Here is a 15997-nt window from a genome sequence, read left to right as displayed (position 1 = left end):
GAAGGGAAGGACACACCCCGGGACTACGGCAAGGAGGGCTGCCACATTCTCGTCATACAACCCCGGCGCCACCATAGCTGCGCCGACTGCGATCGCGCCCCGCTCAGACACATCGTGCTGGAGTCCGGCGCCCCGCTCTGCCTGGACTGCGCCGATCTGGGCCATCTGGTCTTCCTGCCGCGCGGCGACACCGCGCTCACCCGCCGGGCCCGCGCGGGCAGTTCGCTCTCCGCCGTCGTGGTCCGCTTCAACCGGCGCCGCCGACGCTACGAGCGCCAGGGCGTCTTCGTCGAGGAGGCCGCCCTCGCCGCGGCGGAGGCCGCGTGCCTGGCCGACGCGGAGGCCCGGGCTCGGAGGCGGGCCCGGGACGCCGGGCGCCGGGCCGCCGAGGACGTGCGGTTCACCGCGGCGCTGACCGCCGAGATCCTGCGCCTGTTTCCGTGCTGCCCTGCCGAGCGGGCCCGCGACATCGCCGAGCACAGCTCGGTGCGCGGCAGCGGCCGGGTGGGCCGGTCGGCGGCGGGCCGGGCGCTGGACGAGTTCGCGGTGACGGCCGCCGTGCGGGCCTCCGTCCGCCATCTGGACACCGAGTACGACGCGCTGCTCATGGCGCGGGTGCCGCACAACCGGGCGCGGGCCCGGGTCGCCGCCGCGATCGACGCCGTACTGGCCTCGTGGGCGGCGGACGGGTGCGACGAGGTAGCCTCCAGGGTCGCGGAAGACCAGCCTCCTGTTACGTAAGAATTCCATTCACTCACAGTTCTTTCGCATAGAACGATTCCCCCGCGGCGCTCCGGCAGGGCAGGATGGCTGCGCTCGACCCAAGCCGTCCATCCCCCGCCACCCCGGGCGGGCCCATGCACAAGGCGAGGTAGCAGCCGATGCCGAAGCCGGCCACCGTGGCATCCACCACATCCGAGCAGCTCGCCCCGTCGCTCGACGAGGCCCCGCTGCGCCCGTTCCACCTGCGGGTGACGGCGACGACGTTCGGGGCGAACTTCTCCGACGGCTACGCGCTCGGCATGATCGGCGCGGTCCTCGCCACCCTCACCGACGCCCGGCACCTCTCCGGCGTCTGGCAGGGCCTGCTCGGCGCGTCGGCGCTGATCGGCCTCTTCTTCGGCAGCATCGTGCTCGGCCGGGTCGGCGACATCATCGGCCGCCAGAAGCTGTACATCTACAACTTCGTCCTGATCACCATCGCCTCCGCGCTCCAGCTCTGGGCCAGGGATCCGGCGCTGCTGTTCACCCTGCGCCTGCTGATCGGTTTCGGGCTCGGCGCGGACTACGCGGTGGGCCCGACGATGCTGTCGGAGTTCGCACCCCGCAGGCTCCGAGGCGTACTCCTCGGCTCCCTCACCGTGATGTGGACCGTCGGTTACGTCATCGCGGGCATCCTCGGCACCTACCTCGGCAAGTCGGAGGGCGCCGCCTACCTGCTGCTCGCGTCCGGCGCGGTGCCCGCGCTCCTGGTCCTGCTGCTCCGCATCGGAACTCCCGAGTCGCCGAGCTGGCTGATCAGCCAGGGCCGGGTGGCCGAGGCGCGGGACATCGCCAGGAAGTACCTGAAGGCGGAGCTGGGCTCGGCCGAGGCCGCCCCGGCCGAGCGGGATACCGGCACGACCGGGGCGTACCGGGAGCTCTTCTCGCCCGGCCAGGCCAGGCGCACCTGGTTCGGCACGGTCTTCTACAGCGCGCAGGTGCTCCCGTACTTCGCGATCTACACCTTCATGCCGACGATCCTGGCCGCACTGCACGTCCCGGACCCCGACCTGCAGAACCTGCTGCTCAACCTCTTCCTGCTCGGCGGCGGCGTCATAGGTCTCTGGTTCCTCCAGAAAACCGGCCGCCGCCCCTTGACGATCGTCACATTCGGCATCATGACGGCGGCGTTGACCCTGATGGGCGCCTTCGCCCATGCGTCGACGATCGCGCTCATGGTGCCGTTCCTCGTCTACACCTTTGTGATGGCCGGCGCTTCAAACCTCACCCAGGTGTATCCCGCCGAGCTCTACCCGACGCATTTGCGCGCCACCGGCGTCGGCTTCCTCAACGGAACGAGCCGCATCGCCTCGGCCATCGGCACGTTCATCCTGCCGGTGAGCCTGGAGCACCTCGGCCTGAGCGGCTCGATGTACTGGCTGGCGGCGGTCCTCCTCGTCGGGATGCTGGTGTCGCTGGCGTGGGCCCCGGAGACGCGCGAGTCGGTGACGACTTCGGGCGGCTGAGCCCCCCGGGGAGCCAGGAGCCGGTGACGGACGGGGGCGGCCGAGCCCCCAGGGAAGCGGGAGTCGGTGACGGACGCGGGCGACCGAGGGCCCGGAGCGGGACTCGTCGGTATCGCCAGCGGACGCCTGACCTCCACAACTGCCCCGCGCAGCCAGCCACTTGGGCCACCGGTATGGGTATCCCTCCCCCATGACGACTGCGCCGGACCGCCCCCTGCTGCTCCTCGACGTGGACGGCCCCCTCAACCCGTACGGAGCCCGCCTCCCCCAGCTGCGCGGCTACCGCACCCACCGGCTCCACCCGTCGTGCTGGCTCTCGCGCCAGACCCCGGGTTCCCGACCGCACCGGCGCGGCCTGCGCGTCCACCTCAACCCGGCCCACGGCCCCCGGCTGCGTTCCCTGCCGTACGAACTGGCCTGGGCCACCACGTGGATGAACGAGGCGAACGAAATGATCGCCCCCGCCATCGGCCTCCCGCCGGACCTCCCGTACATCGCCTGGCCCGAGCTCTTCGCCACCGACCCGGACGGCCTGTACTGGAAGACCAGACCGCTGCTGAACTGGGCCGCGGGCCGCCCGTTCGCCTGGGTCGACGACATGATCACCGATCTGGACGAGACCTATGTGCGCGACAACCACGATTCGCCCGCGCTGATGGTGCGCGTGCATCCACGACGGGGGCTACGGGAGAGGGACTTCAGGAAACTGGCCCAGTGGGCAGCCACCACGTGAACCCCACACTCCTGCCAGGGCGTCCGTTTCTTCTACGCCTTTGCCTCTTCCCCTAGCGGCGAGCCCATCGACGAGTAGGCTGAATTTTCGCGTTTCCGGGGAAAGCATTAACTTTCCGTGAACAGAGGGCAGTTCGGTCATGCCCGTGCAGCCCTCCATCCCGTGGGGGGAATTTCGTATGCACGAAATGATCAAAGGCGCCAACGTGGGCCTGGCGTCTCTGAGCGAGACCACTGGCTCCGTCATCGTCAGCCTGAGCTGGAGCAGCCCGAGCGGTGAAGGTGACGCCGATGTCTCCATACTGCTGCTCGGCGCGAACGGCAAGGTGCGGAGCAACGGGGACTTCTACTTCTACAACAACCCGGCCGCGGCGGACGGAACGGTGCAGCTCCTCGGCCCGGCTCCGACGGAGAACGGCAGCGAGGACAGAATTCAGCTTGATCTGACTGCAATTCCCGGTGAAGTCGACCGGATCATCATCGCGGCCAGTCGCCATCAGCGGGCCCAATTCAGCGAGTTGGAGAACATTAGGCTCGCTCTGACGGACGGCTCGGGCGAGAGCCTTCTCGGCTTCTCCATTGCGGACGCCAATACGGAGAGCGCGTTCGTCTTCGGCGAGATCTACCGGCGCGAGGAGGCCTGGAAGTTCCGGGCCGTCGGCCAGGGGTACGACTCCGGTCTGGCCGGACTCGCCACCGACTACGGCATCGAGATCGACGAGGACGACGACAGCGACCAGGACGGCGAAGCCTGCGCCCCCGCCGAACCCGCCGAACCTGCCGAACCCGCCGCCTCCGCTGCCTCCGCCGTCGAGAACGGCGGGGGCCTCGCCGTCGAGATGGTAATGGCAACCCCCTTGCCCCAGGCCGCCGTTGTGGCACTCGCATCGCCTCTTGCCGGTGTGCCCGTTCAGCGCGGCGCCGACCCGGTAGCGGCCGAGGCACCCGCCGCCGTGCCCGCGCGACGGCTCCGTACGGCCAAGAAGAAGGTCACGCTGCCGAAGGCGCCCAAGGTCTCGCTCGCGGAGAACGAGGCGTGGCGCGCCGCCCGGCTGTTCCCCGCGTCCTCGCTGAAGAGCGACCGGGAGCGCGAGATGCGGGCGACGTCCGTGCTCCTGTCCGTGATGACGCAGGTTCCCGAGTTCGGCCGTCGGCTGACCGCCGCCTTCGGCGCGCCCGCCGGGCGGATGGAGACCTTCACCGAGGTCTCGCTCCCCAACGGCGACACCTCCAAGCGGCCCGACGGGGTCATCCGCGTGGAGCGCGCGGGGAAGTTGTGGACGGCGCTCGTCGAGACCAAGACCAACGGCAACGCCCTCAAAAGCGAGCAGATCCAGGACTACATGGACATCGCCGCCCGCCGGGGCTACGAAGCGGTCATCACCCTGTCCAACGACGTTGCCCTGGAAGGAAGTTCCCCGGTCGAGGTGAAGACCGACGGGCGGCTCAAGCACAAGGTCGCCCTGTGGCATCTGTCCTGGGCCGAGGTCACGCACCAGGCGCAGCTCCTCATCCGGCACGAGGGCGTACGCAACGAGGCGCACGCCTGGCTCCTCCAGGAGCTCCTGCACTACCTCCAGCACGAGAACTCCGGCTGCCACGGCTTCCAGAACATGGGCCCGGCGTGGGTCCCGGTCCGCCACGGGATCGACGAGGAGACCCTGTCGCCGGGCGATCCGCGCACCGTGCAGGTCGTCGAGAGCTGGGAGCGGCTGATCCGCCAGGTCTGTCTGCGGCTCGGCGGTGAGCTCGGTACGAAGGTGGTGCCCGTGCAGCGCGCCAAGCGCGGCACCGACCCGCAGTCGCGGCGGGCGCAATTGGCGGGCCGGCTCTGCGTGGACGGCCAGTTGCACGCGGAGATCCGGGTCGAGGGCGCACCCGGCAATCTCGCCATCGTCGCCGATCTGCGGATGGGGCGGCTCAGGACCTCCATCGAAGTCCCCGCGCCCGAACAGGGCTATCCGCTCACCTGGGTGAAGAAGCTGTTGAAGCAGCTCGGCGAGGCACCGGCCGACCTTCATGTGCAGGCCCTCCTCGACGGGGAAGCGGTCGGCCCGCGCGGCACCTTGGAGAGGCTGCGCCGCGAGCCCGGGGACCTGCTGCCGCGCGGGTCCGAGCGGATCACCGGGTTCCGGCTGTCGCTCTCCAGGGGCGTGGGCAGTACGCGCGGCAACGCTGAGACCGGGTTCATCCGCGGTGTCGACGCGGCCGTCGACCTGTTCCACGCCGGCGTGGTCAGGCAGTTGGAACAGCCGCGCCCGGCACAGCGCGCCAAGGCGGTCACGGCCCGCGACTGAGGCCCCGGTGGGCCTCGTCGCCCCCTCCTGGTGTCAGCCGCCGAGCCGGGCCGTGAGCGCCCCCACCGGATCCGCGTCCGGGGTGCCGCGCGGCCACCAGTCCTCCCGTCCCGGATCCGATTCGTATCCGTACCAGAGCCCGTCGCGGCCGTAGCGGAGCTGGGTGGTGGGGGTGGAGAGGCGGTTGCGGCTGGGGCGGAAGTCCGGGAATCCGGCGGCGCTCAGCGCCGGGCGGGCCCGGTCGAAGGGGCCCGCCGGCGGGTCCCAGGGCAGTTCGAGGACGGCGAGCGCCTCGATGCCGCCCTGCCGCCAGGCGGCCACCGCGCGCGCCAGATCGGTGGGGGTGCGGTCGGTGGCCCGGGTCAGGGAGGTGTAGAGGGCGCGGGTGGCCGAGGTGAGGCCGGAGCCGGGGTGCGCGGCGGCGAGGCGGACCGCGTCCTGCCAGGGCGAGAGGGGGGCGATCGGATCCTCTCCGGTGGTCAGGAGCGTGTGGGCGCGGATGGCTGCCTCGGTGGCGAGAAGGTCGAGGGACAGCGGGTCGGGCCCGCCGGGCACCTCGGGGAAGGCGGGCGGGTGGCCCGGCCGCGGCGGCGTGGGGAACGGCGGCGGCAGGGGCGGGAGCGTACGCGGCTGGACCGCCACACGGGCCTGGACGGTGGGGAGTTGAGGGAGGGGGGCCGCCCGCTCCACGGCCATGCGGGTGGCGTTGCGCCGGGTGAGCGCGGCGAGCACCTCCTGTTCGCCGCGCCCCCGCATCAGGAGCAGCACGAACGGGTCCTCGTCCAGGAGACGGGCGGTCTGGTAGCAGAGCGCCGCCGCGTGCTTGCAGGGATAGCCGTCGTCGGGGCAGGAACAGTCGGGGATCAGGTCGCCCGACGCGGGCAGCAGCGCCGCCTCGTCGGCCAGCGCGTGCGGCAGGTCCTTGTCGAGCAGCGCGGCGATGTGGGCGGGCTCCTGGGCCGCGGTGTCGAGGAAGTCCTCCCACACCTGGTCGGGCAGGGTGCGCAGCCGCAGCTCCGTACGGTAGGGGCGGGGGCGGGAACCGTGTACGTAGGCCGTGATGCGGCCCGGCGTGACGGTGATCGCGTCGACTTTTCCGGCTTCGGCGTAGGCGCGGCCGCGCGCCAACCGGGCGGAGTCCAGGGCGAGTTCCTCAAGCGCCGCCACCCAGGCGTCGCCCCACCAGGTGCCGGTCCGCTCGGAGCGGGCGCCGAGCGCGGGGTAGGTGCGACGGCGGTCGTCGTGGCGCGGGGTGCCGATGGACGGGCGGGGGGTCATGGGGCCCTCCGCAGGGAGATCAGGTCGGCCAGTTCGCGGTCGGTGAGTTCGGTCAGGGCGCTCTCGCCTGAGCCGAGGACGGCCTCGGCCAGCCGGCGTTTCTGTTCCAGCATGTCGGCGATGCGGTCCTCCACGGTGCCCTCCGCGATCAGGCGGTGGACCTGGACGGGCTGGGTCTGGCCGATGCGGTAGGCGCGGTCGGTGGCCTGTTCCTCCACCGCCGGGTTCCACCAGCGGTCGTAGTGGACGACATGGCCGGCGCGGGTCAGGTTGAGGCCGGTGCCGGCCGCCTTGAGGGAGAGGATGAACACGGGCACCTCGCCGCTCTGGAAGGCATCGACCAGCCGGTCCCGCTCGGCCACCGGCGTTCCTCCGTGGAGCAGTTGGGAAGGCACGCCGCGGGCGGTCAGGTGGCTGGAGAGCAGGCGGGCCATCGCGACGTACTGGGTGAAGACGAGGACCGATCCGTCCTCGCTGAGGATGGTGTCCACCAGCTCGTCGAGCAGCGCCAGCTTCCCCGAGCGGGACGGCAGGCGCGGGGCATCCTCCTTCAGGTACTGGGCGGGGTGGTTGCAGATCTGCTTCAGGGCGGTGAGCAGCTTCATGATCTGGGCGCGGCGGGCGATGCCCTCGGAGGCTTCGACGGCCGCCATCGCCTCGCGGACCACCGCCTCGTAGAGGGCGGCCTGTTCGCGGGTCAGCGGCACGGGATGGTCGGTCTCCGTCTTCGGAGGCAGTTCGGGCACGATGCCCGGGTCGGACTTCTTCCTCCGGAGGAGGAAGGGGCGGATCAGGCGGGAGAGGCGAGCCGCCGCGTCCTCGTCCTCGCCGTTCTCCACCAGCCGGGCGTGCCGGGCCCGGAACGCCTTGAGGGGGCCGAGCAGCCCCGGCGTCGTCCAGTCGAGCAGGGCCCACAGCTCGGAGAGGTTGTTCTCCACGGGGGTGCCAGTGAGCGCGATCCTGGCCGGGGCCGGGATGGTGCGCAGCGCCTTGGCGGTCGCCGAGAACGGGTTCTTGACGTGCTGCGCCTCGTCGGCGACCACCATGTTCCAGGAGTGGGCGGCCAGTTGGGGCGCGCTGCCGCGCATGGTGCCGTACGTGGTGAGGACGAAGCCTCCCCCGCTGCCTTCCAGGCTGCGGCTGCTGCCGTGGAAGCGGCACACGGGGACGCCCGGCGCGAACCGGGCGATCTCGCGCTGCCAGTTGCCGAGCAGCGAGGCCGGGCAGACGACCAGCGTGGGTTCGGTGCGGCTCCGGCGCAGGTGCAGGGCGATCACGGTGATGGTCTTGCCGAGGCCCATGTCGTCGGCGAGGCAGCCGCCGAGGCCCATGGAGGTCATCAGCTCCAGCCAGGCCAGGCCCCGCAGTTGGTAGTCGCGCAGGGTGGCGTCGAGGCCCGGTGGCTGTTCGGCCGTGGCGGGCCCCTCCAGGAGCCGGTCGCGGAGCACCGCGAGCGCTCCGGCCGGGACCGCCTGGACCGTCTCGCCGTCGACCTCGGCGGTGCCGGTGAGTGCGACGGACAGCGCGTCCACCGGGTCGAGCAGGCCCAGGTCACGCTTTCTGGCCTTGCGGACGAGTTCGGGGTCGGCCACCACCCACTGGTCGCGCAGCCGCACGATCGGGCGGTGGGACTCGGCGAGGACATCCATCTCGGCGTTGCTGAGCGGTTCCCCGCCGAGCGCCAACTGCCAGTTGAAGGCGAGGAGTTCCTCGGCGTCGAAGAAGGACGTGCCGTCGGTCGCCGAGCCGGGCGCCGGCCTCACGACGGCGGTGGCGCTGAGCGTACGGGCCAGTTCGCGCGGCCAGTGCACGGCGACGCCCGCCGCGGCGAGGCGCGCCGACGCCTCGCCGAGCAGCTCGTACAGCTCGGTCTCGGTGAGCGGCAGGACGTCCGGAACGCTGCGCTCCAGGAGCAGCCCGAGCGACGGCCAGACGCGGGCGGCCCGGCGCAGCGCGAGCAGCGCGTCGATCCGGGCGCGCGGCCCGAAGGCGTCAACTCCGCTTCGCGCGCTGCCCGTTGGCGCCCGGTCCCCGCCCTCGCCCTCGTCGTCCGACCAGAGGCGGGCCGCGTCGACGACGAGAGTCGGGTCGGCGAGGCTGTGCACCTGGACGATCGCCGAGCCCGCGCGCCGGGCCTCGCCCTCCTCTTCGGACGCCGTGTCGAACAGCTCGTACCCGGACAGGTCCAGGCGCAGCGAGACCCGTACACCGGCGTCCATGCCGGCGGCCGCCTCCGCGGCCCAGGCGCGGGCGGCGGGCAGGTGCTGGGCGGCGGCCGCGGCGAAGGGCGCGCCCGCCGCGTGGGCGGCGGCCGGGGTGCGCGGCAGGGTGTCCGCGACCGCGTCCAGGAAGGCGCGTACCAGGGCGTCCGGCTCCGGGAGCTGGAGGGCGCCCCGGCCGGGGACGGGGACGGCGTACGCCTCGTACGGCATGGCGGCGGCGATGGCGCGGAGCTGGGCGATGTCGTCGGCGTCCAGCGGCCCGGCCCGCCACGCGTCGTGGTGGGTGGAGGTGAGCCCGGGCAGCAGTCTGCCGCGCGCGACGAGGTGCAGGGCGTGCAGCGCGGCGGCGCCCCAGCAGGCCGCCGCCGGGTGTGCGGCGGGGTGCCGGCGGGCCTTGACCAGCGCCGGAAGGGCATCGGCGACCGGCACGAGGAGGGCGGCGACCTTGCGGCTGCGGGCTCCCCCGCCGTGGCGGCGCACCACGGTCAGCTCGGTCAACTCCGCCCCGGGCGGCCCCTGGGGCACCGGCCCCTGGTCCGGGTCCCAGAAGGCGACCTTTCCGTCGCGCGGCAGCCCGGCGGGCAGGAACACGGCGGCCGCCGACAGCGCGGGGCCCGTGGACGGCGTGGGCGCCGGTGCGCTCGCGGCCTCGTGCGGCCGCCCCGGCTCCGCCGGCGGGTAGGCGTGCTCGCGATGCTCACGCCAGGCGGACGCCGGCATCCACGAGGTCACCGGCTCCCGCTCGGGGCGTCGCATCGGTGTCGGCCGGTCCATCGCCGGTCACCTCCCTTCGTCCGCACGGTCATGACGCGTCGCGTGGTCCGCGACTGATCTACGACCTTACGGGCGAGGTCTGACAATGGGTCCCACGCCCTCAGCGCACCCCCTCCCACAAGGCACGTTCCTCGCCGCGAAGATCGGACTCGACGCTCGGCACGGTGTCGAAGACCATGGTCGTCCGGGTCTCGCGGTCGTACGGCGCCCAGCCCGGGTCGCCCGTCTTCGCGAAGGCCACCCAGGCACCGTGCATCGCGTCCGCGAGGGACTGCGGGGGCTTCTCGCCGAGGATCGGGGCGTAGGCCGGGTCGTCGAGCCGGTCGAAGACGTAGCCGAGCTCGGAGGCGTGGCTGGCGCCGAGCCGGCCGCCGAGGGCCGGAGAGCGCCGGGCGAACTCGTACACGTATGAGCCGGGCACCGCCTCGGCGACGCGCAGCGCCGGGATCCGGTAGAACCAGTCGGTGGTGACCGCGTCGAACAGCTCGCCGGGCACGGCGTCCGGGCGACGCGCCGCGTACACGGGCAGTGCTGTGTCCGGATCGAGGCCGTACGCCGCCGTCACGGTCCGCAGCTTGGCCCGCGGCAGGACGTCGAGGCGTTCGGTCGGCACCAGGAAGAGGCGGTACTCCTCGCGGTTGCTGCCGGTCAGGAGCTCCACGCCGCAGTCCGCGGCGGGCAGCGGCAGCTCGTCGAGGACGGGCTCGAACGGCATCATGTTGAGCGCTGCCTCGCCCCACAGCGCGGGGTCCGGGCGGGCCCCGATCTCGCCCCGCAGCCCGGCCTGCGCGGGCAGCAGCGCGTCCAGCGGGACGGCGGCGAACTCCTCCGCGGTCGCCTCGATGCCGAGTCTTTCGGCGAGCCTGGCCGTGATCAGGTCGGCCGAGGCGGGCCGCAGGAAGTGGTGGGCGGCGCCGCTCTGCAGGATCGCGCGGCGGAACAGGCCACGCGCGCGGGGCATCGAGAGCAGCGCGCCGATGCTCATGGCGCCCGCCGACTCGCCGAAGACCGTCACCTGGCCGGGGTCGCCGCCGAAGGCCTCGATGTTGTCGCGGACCCACTCCAGGGCGGCGATCTGATCGAGCAGCCCGCGGTTGTCCGGCCGGTCGGGCAGCCTCAGGAAGCCGTCGGCGCCGAGCCGGTAGTTGATGCTCACGTACACCACACCGTCGCGGGCGAAGGTGCTTCCGTCGTACGCCGACGTGGCTCCGGAGCCGTTGGCGAAGGCCCCGCCGTGCATCCACACCATCACCGGCAGACCGCCGGAGGCCGGGTGCGGGGTCCAGATGTTGAGGTTGAGGCAGTCCTCCCCCTGGGGGCCGTCGTCCGGGATGAGGGCGTCGAAGGGCGGCGCGTAGGGGGCTCTGGGCACGCTCGCTCCATAGGAGAGCGCTTCGCGCACGCCGTCCCAGGGGGCGGCCGGTCCCGGCGCGCGAAAGCGTGCCTCCCCGAAGGGGGGCGCGGCGAACGGGATGCCCAGGAAGGCGGCCACGTCGTCGGCGACGAGCCGGCCTCGCACCGCGCCCTGGTGGGTCGTACGAATGGGTTCCATCAGGTTCGTGCGCCTTCCGACAGGGTTTCGAGCAGTGCCGCGCCGAATTCCTCGGGACGTTCGACATGGACCGCATGCCCGGCTCCGGGCACCGCAATCTCTCGTACCCTGCCACCGGCCCGGGCGTACAGGCCCGGCGCGTGGCGGGTCTGGGCGAGCATCGGCTGGGCCGGGGTGCCGTCCCAGCCGGGCACGGCGCCGAGCAGCGCACGATCCGATCCCCCCAGCCTCGGCAAAGCAACACCGTGGACAGCCTTGCCCCTGTCCGCGTAGACGCTAGGCAGCGCGCGCCCACCGGGGTGATGGGTGCGCACCACACAGGGCGAAGGGGAAATGTGGTGCGTCGGCGTCCCTTCGCCCGGGCGGGCTATCCACGGCGCACACCGGATGCCGGAACAGCGGGCACGGGGCAGGCTGGCGGCACTGACCGCCGCTGCCCTGCCGTACAGACGAGGACCGCTCATGTCCGTGCCCGCGTCCCAGTCCCCCGCCCGCACGTCGCGCCGCCGTCGCCGTCGCCGGACGCGGCTCGCCGCCGGAGCCGTGCTGCTCACCCTCGCCACCACGGCCTGCTCCAGCCTCGGGCGGACGTCGGTCGGCACCATCACCTACTCGATCGGCCCCCAGACGTCCGTCATGCTGACCAGCCCGAAAGTGCGGGGCTGCCACAAGCTGCCACCGTCCGGGACGACCGACCTCTACAACAACACGCTGGTCGACATGGTCATGTACCGGACGCCCGACTGCACCGGCAAGGACACGACGTACATCGGCAGCAGGCTCGCCAACAACGTGGCCCCGAAGGCCGCGCCCTGGCGCAGCTACAGCTTCGTGCACTGAGCCGGCCGCTCCTACAGCTCGAACCAGCCGTGGCCCAGGTACCAGTGGCCGCCGCCCAGGAGGTGCCGGGTGACGGCGCGCTGCACGGCGGTGTGCTGCGGGAGGTCCGCCACGCGCAGTTCCGGATTGCCGAAGACGAAGCCGACGGGTTCGCGGTCGGACGGCTCGTCGTCTTTGTAGGCGGTACGGAACAAACCTTGGAAGCGCAGAATGTTGGAATTCTCGGGAAGGTAGTCGCGCAACTGCTCGTCGAGCAGCCAGGAGTGGCAGACGCCGACCCGGTAGTGCTCCTCGGGGAAGTGGCGTGCGAAGAACTTCCTGGCCCGGGCGATGGAGTCGGCGCACGCCTGCGGCGTCAACGGGCCCCGGTAGTCGGGGATATGGAGGTCCAGGCAGAGGTCGCCGGGCTCCGCGTCGATGCCCGCCTCGCGGACGGCCCGGCCCGTACGCTCCCCGAGCCGTGAGCGCTGGAACTGGAGCCGGCCCAGCTGGTAGATCTCCCCCCGGAAGTGCAGCCGCAGCCAGCCGGGCACGGAGAGACCGCCGTTTCCGCGCCGCCTGTGGTGCAGCGCGATGTGCCGCCCCAGGTCGGCGAGCGTACGGCGGGCGATGTCCTCGGGGATGCCCCGCTCCCGGTGGTACGCCCTGACGTGCGGCAGCGCGGCGACGGCGACGTACACGGGGAACCAGCGCTCGATGTCCCCCAACCCCTCGGGCAGGGCGGGCAGTTCGGGATGGACGCCGACGGCTCCGATGTCCTGCACGAGGACCCGCACCGACTCCGCCAGGAGCTCGCCGAGCTCGGGTTCGGTGGTGAACCGGGCGGCCAGTGAGGTCAGTTCGTTGATGTCCTCGTGCGGTACGGCGAGGTCGAGCAGCGTCTCGGGGAGGTCGTCGAGGAGCAGCATGCGCGTCACCTTAGCCAGCCCGTTCCTCCTGCGCCGCCGCATTTGCGGACGCGGCGCGCACCGCGTTCTCGCGGACGTACCCGTGGCGCGGCGTACGGATTCGCCGCACCGTGTGGCTTTCACCTGCGCCCCAGCGGGTACACCCCTTTATAGAGGCGATCATCATGCTGCGCACCGGTAACGAACCGATCACCGCCCGCAGCCCCCTGCGGATGCGGCTGTGGCTGAGCATCTGGGGCCTGATCTGGGCCGCCGGCGGCACGGTGGGCTTCGGCCTGGAGGGGCGGCCGGGCTGGATGGCTGCCTGCGCGGCCCTGGCCGCGGTGATCATCGTCGATCTGTTCATGATCATCCGCCATATCCGGCAGGGCCCGCACTATCAGCCGGGCCGCGACATCCCGCCGTACGAACCGCCGCGCACCCGTCGGCCGTGAGCCGCCGGCGGTGATCTCGCGCGCTACTCGGCCTCGTCCTCGAACCGCGCCGACGCCAGGTACTCCGGCTTCGGGTCCAGGGCCGCGGCCAGCCGGAAGTGGCGCTTGGCCTGGTCGGGGCGGGCCTGGCGTTCGTAGGTGCGGGCCAGGGCGAAGTGCGCGAAGGCGTTGTCCGGCTCGCGCTCCAGGACCAGCTGGAATTCCAGCTCTGCCGACCGGAGTTGGGCCGAGGCGAAGAAGGCGCGGGCCCGCAGCAGCCGGGCCGCGGTGTTCTCGGGGTGGGCGGCGACGACCGAGTCGAGAAGTTTGACGGCACCGCGCGGGTCCCGGGCGGCCAAGAGGTGCTCGGCCGCGCGGAAGTCGATCACGTGCGTCTCGGGGTTGCTTTCGGCCACGTACCTGTCCTTTCCCTCGCTGCGCGTTGTCAACGCCATGCCCAGCTCCGGTATTCCGTACGCATCCGGACCCGCCCGCGCCCGGAGCCGCATGCCTCAGAGCGAAGCCGCCGCCAGGGTCAGCCCGAGCAGCACGATCGCCGCGCCCGCCGCCATGAATGCCCGGTCCAGGGCGGTGCGTTGGCGGCCGAGCAGGACGATGGTGCGCGGGTCCTCCGGGTCGTAGGACACCCGGACGCTGGCGCCCGGCGGGAGCGGCTCGCGGCGGCTCGGAGGAACCGGCGAAGGGAGTTCGAGGACATGGCCATCGGCCGTCTCGAACTGCAGGAGGGGCCGCGCCGAGCCCTGCGGCGCGGGCTTGACCAGCGCCCACGCGAACGCGCCCGCCCGCTCCACTCGCCGGGTCTCCCGCAGCCCGTACGCCCCGGCGAGCAGCGCCACCAGGCCGCCGAGCACCGTGAATCCCGCCAGTACGAAGAGCACAGTCGGATCGTAATCCGCCCGGGCCATATGCCGCGGGCCAAGCCGTGGAAACCCAGCATGATGAGGGAATCCGTACGGTTCGGATACGCGCCGGTTCACCGGCATACCGGGTTCGCGCCCCCCGGTGAGCCCAGGGCGCGGGTCACGGTCCACGAGGCGCTCTTGACGGCCGCGCACCGCCGCCGCCTTCAGGCAGCCCCGCGCGCCCTTCAGGCAGCGGCCCGCTCCACCAGTTCCTCCCACACCTTGCGCACCTGCGGCTCCAGCGCCTCCAAGGGGCCGTCGTTGTCGATGACGAGGTCGGCGACGGCGAGGCGCTGGGCGCGGTCGGCCTGGGCGGCCATGCGCGCGCGGGCCTCATCGGGGGTCATGCCGCGCAGGCGCACCAGCCGGTCGAGCTGGGTCTCGGGCGTCGCGTCGATGACGACCACCAGGTCGTACAGCGCCGCGAGGCCGTTCTCCGCCAGGAGGGGTACGTCGTGGACGACCACCGAGTCGGGGCCCGCCGTCGACTCCAGCTCGGCGGAGCGCGCTCCGACCAGCGGGTGCACGATCTTGTTCAGGGTCGCGAGCTTCTCGGGGTCGGAGAAGACGATGCCGCCCAGCTTGGGGCGGTCGAGCGTGCCGTCCGCGGACAGGATGCCGGGGCCGAACGCCTCGACGACCGCCGCCAGGCCCGGAGTTCCGGGCTCGACGACTTCCCGCGCGATCCTGTCCGCATCGATCAGTACGGCTCCGTAGGAGACGAGCAGCCGTGACACTTCGCTCTTGCCGGCGCCGATACCGCCGGTCAGGCCCACCTTCAGCATGAGCGGAAGCTTAGGCTGCTCACCCTATGCGTCGCCCTCCCGCTCGGCGAGAAAGCGTTCGAACTCGCGGCCCAGTTCCTCCGCCGACGGGAGGTCCGCCGGTTCGGCGACCAGGTTGCCGCGGGATTCGGCGCCCGCCACCGCGTCGTACTGGTGCTCAAGGCCCTGGACCAGGCTGACCAGTTCCTCGTCGCCCTCGCCGATCTGCCGCTCGATCTCGGTCTGGGTGCGCTGCGCTTCCGTACGGAGGCCGTGCGCAACGCTCGGCAGGACCAGGCCCGTTGCTGCCGTGACGGCCTCCAGGGCGGTCAGCGCCGCGTCGGGGTAGGCCGAGCGCGCCACGTAGTGCGGGACGTGCGCGGCGACTCCCAGGACGTCGTGGCCGGACTCCATCAGGCGGTACTCGATCAGCGACTCGGCGCTGCCGGGCACCTGCGCCTCGTCGAACGGCGAACGGTGGCCGGGCATCAGGTCCGTGCGGTTGCCGTGCGGTGTGAGGCCGACGGGGCGGGTGTGCGGCACGCCCATGGGGATGCCGTGGAAGTTGACCGAGAGGCGCACGCCGAGGCGCTCGACGATCTGGCGCACGGCGAGCGCGAAGCGCTCCCATTCGACGTCCGGCTCGGGGCCCGACATCAGCAGGAAGGGCGCGCCCGTGGCGTCCTGCACCAGGCGGACCTCCAGCGCGGGCACCTCGAAGTCGGTCCAGCGGTCGCGCCGGAACGTCAGCAGCGGGCGGCGGGCGCGGTAGTCCACGAGCCGGTCGTGGTCGAAGCGGGCCACCACCTGGTGGGGCAGCGTGTCAAGGAGCTTCTCGACGATCTGCTCGCCGGTCTCACCCGCGTCGATGTAGCCGTCGAAGTGGTACAGCATGACCAGGCCGGCCGACTCCTGCGCGAGCGCCATGTCGACGACGGCCAGGCCCTTCGGCTCCCATTCGTACAAACCCTGCGGATCAAGCACGATTACCGCTCCTCCTCGTGTTCATCAGGAAGAACGACCGCCAGGACGCGGGCATTCCCGCCGCCGCCGCTTTCACGGAAAG

General features: G+C 72.2%; 15 protein-coding genes. 6 read left to right on the top strand and 9 right to left on the bottom strand.

What is annotated here, in order from left to right:
- The first annotated feature begins 54 nt into the window (after positions 1 to 54).
- The 4 genes from ADK54_RS32205 to ADK54_RS32190 all read left to right on the top strand — a co-directional run bounded on the left by ADK54_RS32205 (position 55) and on the right by ADK54_RS32190 (position 5257).
- Positions 55 to 741 carry a DUF2293 domain-containing protein gene (locus ADK54_RS32205; RefSeq protein ID WP_420717437.1) on the top strand — a complete coding sequence of 229 codons (687 nt, stop codon included), beginning with the start codon at positions 55 to 57 and terminating at the stop codon, positions 739 to 741.
- Between the two features lie 140 nt (positions 742 to 881).
- Complete coding sequence (locus ADK54_RS32200) at positions 882 to 2228, top strand: MFS transporter (RefSeq protein WP_053729310.1); 1347 nt, start codon at positions 882 to 884, stop codon at positions 2226 to 2228.
- Positions 2229 to 2418: 190 nt separating this feature from the next.
- Positions 2419 to 2961, top strand: a complete 543-nt coding sequence (locus ADK54_RS32195; RefSeq protein WP_053729309.1) for a hypothetical protein — start codon at positions 2419 to 2421, stop codon at positions 2959 to 2961.
- Positions 2962 to 3148: 187 nt separating this feature from the next.
- The gene (locus tag ADK54_RS32190) at positions 3149 to 5257 is read left to right on the top strand and encodes a TerD family protein (RefSeq protein ID WP_199827076.1); all 2109 of its coding nucleotides are present in this window, start codon (positions 3149 to 3151) and stop codon (positions 5255 to 5257) included.
- A 33-nt stretch (positions 5258 to 5290) separates the two neighbouring features.
- On the opposite strand, the gene ADK54_RS32185 is transcribed toward ADK54_RS32190, so the two are convergent.
- The 4 genes from ADK54_RS32185 to ADK54_RS32170 form a co-directional block, all read right to left on the bottom strand.
- Positions 5291 to 6535: an SWIM zinc finger family protein gene (locus ADK54_RS32185; RefSeq protein ID WP_053729307.1), complete on the bottom strand. Its 1245-nt coding sequence runs from the start codon at positions 6533 to 6535 to the stop codon at positions 5291 to 5293.
- Positions 6532 to 9477: a DEAD/DEAH box helicase gene (locus tag ADK54_RS32180; RefSeq protein WP_078966796.1), complete on the bottom strand. Its 2946-nt coding sequence runs from the start codon at positions 9475 to 9477 to the stop codon at positions 6532 to 6534. The genes ADK54_RS32185 and ADK54_RS32180 overlap by 4 nt, the downstream gene beginning before the upstream one ends.
- A 154-nt stretch (positions 9478 to 9631) precedes the next feature.
- Positions 9632 to 11083 carry a carboxylesterase/lipase family protein gene (locus ADK54_RS32175; protein WP_053729306.1) on the bottom strand — a complete coding sequence of 484 codons (1452 nt, stop codon included), beginning with the start codon at positions 11081 to 11083 and terminating at the stop codon, positions 9632 to 9634.
- On the bottom strand, positions 11083 to 11319 hold the full coding sequence (locus tag ADK54_RS32170; protein ID WP_234392284.1) for a hypothetical protein: 237 nt from the start codon (positions 11317 to 11319) through the stop codon (positions 11083 to 11085). Before ADK54_RS32170 ends, ADK54_RS32175 begins: the two co-directional genes overlap by 1 nt.
- Before the next feature lie 226 nt (positions 11320 to 11545).
- On the opposite strand from ADK54_RS32170, the gene ADK54_RS32165 reads away from it, so the two are divergent.
- The gene (locus ADK54_RS32165; protein ID WP_053729304.1) at positions 11546 to 11923 is read left to right on the top strand and encodes a hypothetical protein; all 378 of its coding nucleotides are present in this window, start codon (positions 11546 to 11548) and stop codon (positions 11921 to 11923) included.
- Positions 11924 to 11934: 11 nt separating this feature from the next.
- Here ADK54_RS32165 and ADK54_RS32160 read toward each other — a convergent pair whose 3' ends face one another.
- On the bottom strand, positions 11935 to 12831 hold the full coding sequence (locus ADK54_RS32160; RefSeq protein WP_053729303.1) for an acyltransferase domain-containing protein: 897 nt from the start codon (positions 12829 to 12831) through the stop codon (positions 11935 to 11937).
- 164 nt (positions 12832 to 12995) lie between these two features.
- On the opposite strand from ADK54_RS32160, the gene ADK54_RS32155 reads away from it, so the two are divergent.
- On the top strand, positions 12996 to 13265 hold the full coding sequence (locus ADK54_RS32155) for a DUF6343 family protein (RefSeq protein ID WP_053729302.1): 270 nt from the start codon (positions 12996 to 12998) through the stop codon (positions 13263 to 13265).
- Between the two features lie 23 nt (positions 13266 to 13288).
- On the opposite strand, the gene ADK54_RS32150 is transcribed toward ADK54_RS32155, so the two are convergent.
- The 4 genes from ADK54_RS32150 to ADK54_RS32135 all read right to left on the bottom strand — a co-directional run bounded on the left by ADK54_RS32150 (position 13289) and on the right by ADK54_RS32135 (position 15915).
- The gene (locus ADK54_RS32150; protein ID WP_053729301.1) at positions 13289 to 13660 is read right to left on the bottom strand and encodes a tetratricopeptide repeat protein; all 372 of its coding nucleotides are present in this window, start codon (positions 13658 to 13660) and stop codon (positions 13289 to 13291) included.
- 96 nt (positions 13661 to 13756) lie between these two features.
- Positions 13757 to 14143, bottom strand: coding sequence for a DUF3592 domain-containing protein (locus tag ADK54_RS32145; protein WP_234392283.1), 387 nt, complete (start codon positions 14141 to 14143; stop codon positions 13757 to 13759).
- A gap of 209 nt (positions 14144 to 14352) precedes the next feature.
- A complete protein-coding gene (gene coaE / locus ADK54_RS32140) occupies positions 14353 to 14952 on the bottom strand; it encodes a dephospho-CoA kinase (RefSeq protein WP_053729299.1) in 600 nt (199 codons plus the stop codon).
- Positions 14953 to 14976: 24 nt separating this feature from the next.
- Complete coding sequence (locus tag ADK54_RS32135) at positions 14977 to 15915, bottom strand: PAC2 family protein (RefSeq protein ID WP_053729298.1); 939 nt, start codon at positions 15913 to 15915, stop codon at positions 14977 to 14979.
- Positions 15916 to 15997: the final 82 nt, after the last annotated feature.

The sequence above is a fragment of the Streptomyces sp. WM6378 genome (assembly GCF_001279695.1).
GTDB lineage: Bacteria > Actinomycetota > Actinomycetes > Streptomycetales > Streptomycetaceae > Streptomyces.
This window is presented reverse-complemented; position numbering and strand designations above follow the sequence as displayed.

What these genes read in the sequence shown, in the direction of transcription:
- ADK54_RS32200 (WP_053729310.1), top strand. Translation starts at nt 882, where the DNA reads ATGCCGAAGCCGGCCACCGTGGCATCCACCACATCCGAGCAGCTCGCC.
- ADK54_RS32195 (WP_053729309.1), top strand. Translation starts at nt 2,419, where the DNA reads ATGACGACTGCGCCGGACCGCCCCCTGCTGCTCCTCGACGTGGACGGC.
- ADK54_RS32190 (WP_199827076.1), top strand. Translation starts at nt 3,149, where the DNA reads ATGATCAAAGGCGCCAACGTGGGCCTGGCGTCTCTGAGCGAGACCACT.
- ADK54_RS32185 (WP_053729307.1), bottom strand. Translation starts at nt 6,535, where the DNA reads ATGACCCCCCGCCCGTCCATCGGCACCCCGCGCCACGACGACCGCCGT.
- ADK54_RS32180 (WP_078966796.1), bottom strand. Translation starts at nt 9,477, where the DNA reads ATGCCGGCGTCCGCCTGGCGTGAGCATCGCGAGCACGCCTACCCGCCG.
- ADK54_RS32175 (WP_053729306.1), bottom strand. Translation starts at nt 11,083, where the DNA reads ATGGAACCCATTCGTACGACCCACCAGGGCGCGGTGCGAGGCCGGCTC.
- ADK54_RS32165 (WP_053729304.1), top strand. Translation starts at nt 11,546, where the DNA reads ATGTCCGTGCCCGCGTCCCAGTCCCCCGCCCGCACGTCGCGCCGCCGT.
- ADK54_RS32160 (WP_053729303.1), bottom strand. Translation starts at nt 12,831, where the DNA reads ATGCTGCTCCTCGACGACCTCCCCGAGACGCTGCTCGACCTCGCCGTA.
- ADK54_RS32155 (WP_053729302.1), top strand. Translation starts at nt 12,996, where the DNA reads ATGCTGCGCACCGGTAACGAACCGATCACCGCCCGCAGCCCCCTGCGG.
- coaE (WP_053729299.1), bottom strand. Translation starts at nt 14,952, where the DNA reads ATGCTGAAGGTGGGCCTGACCGGCGGTATCGGCGCCGGCAAGAGCGAA.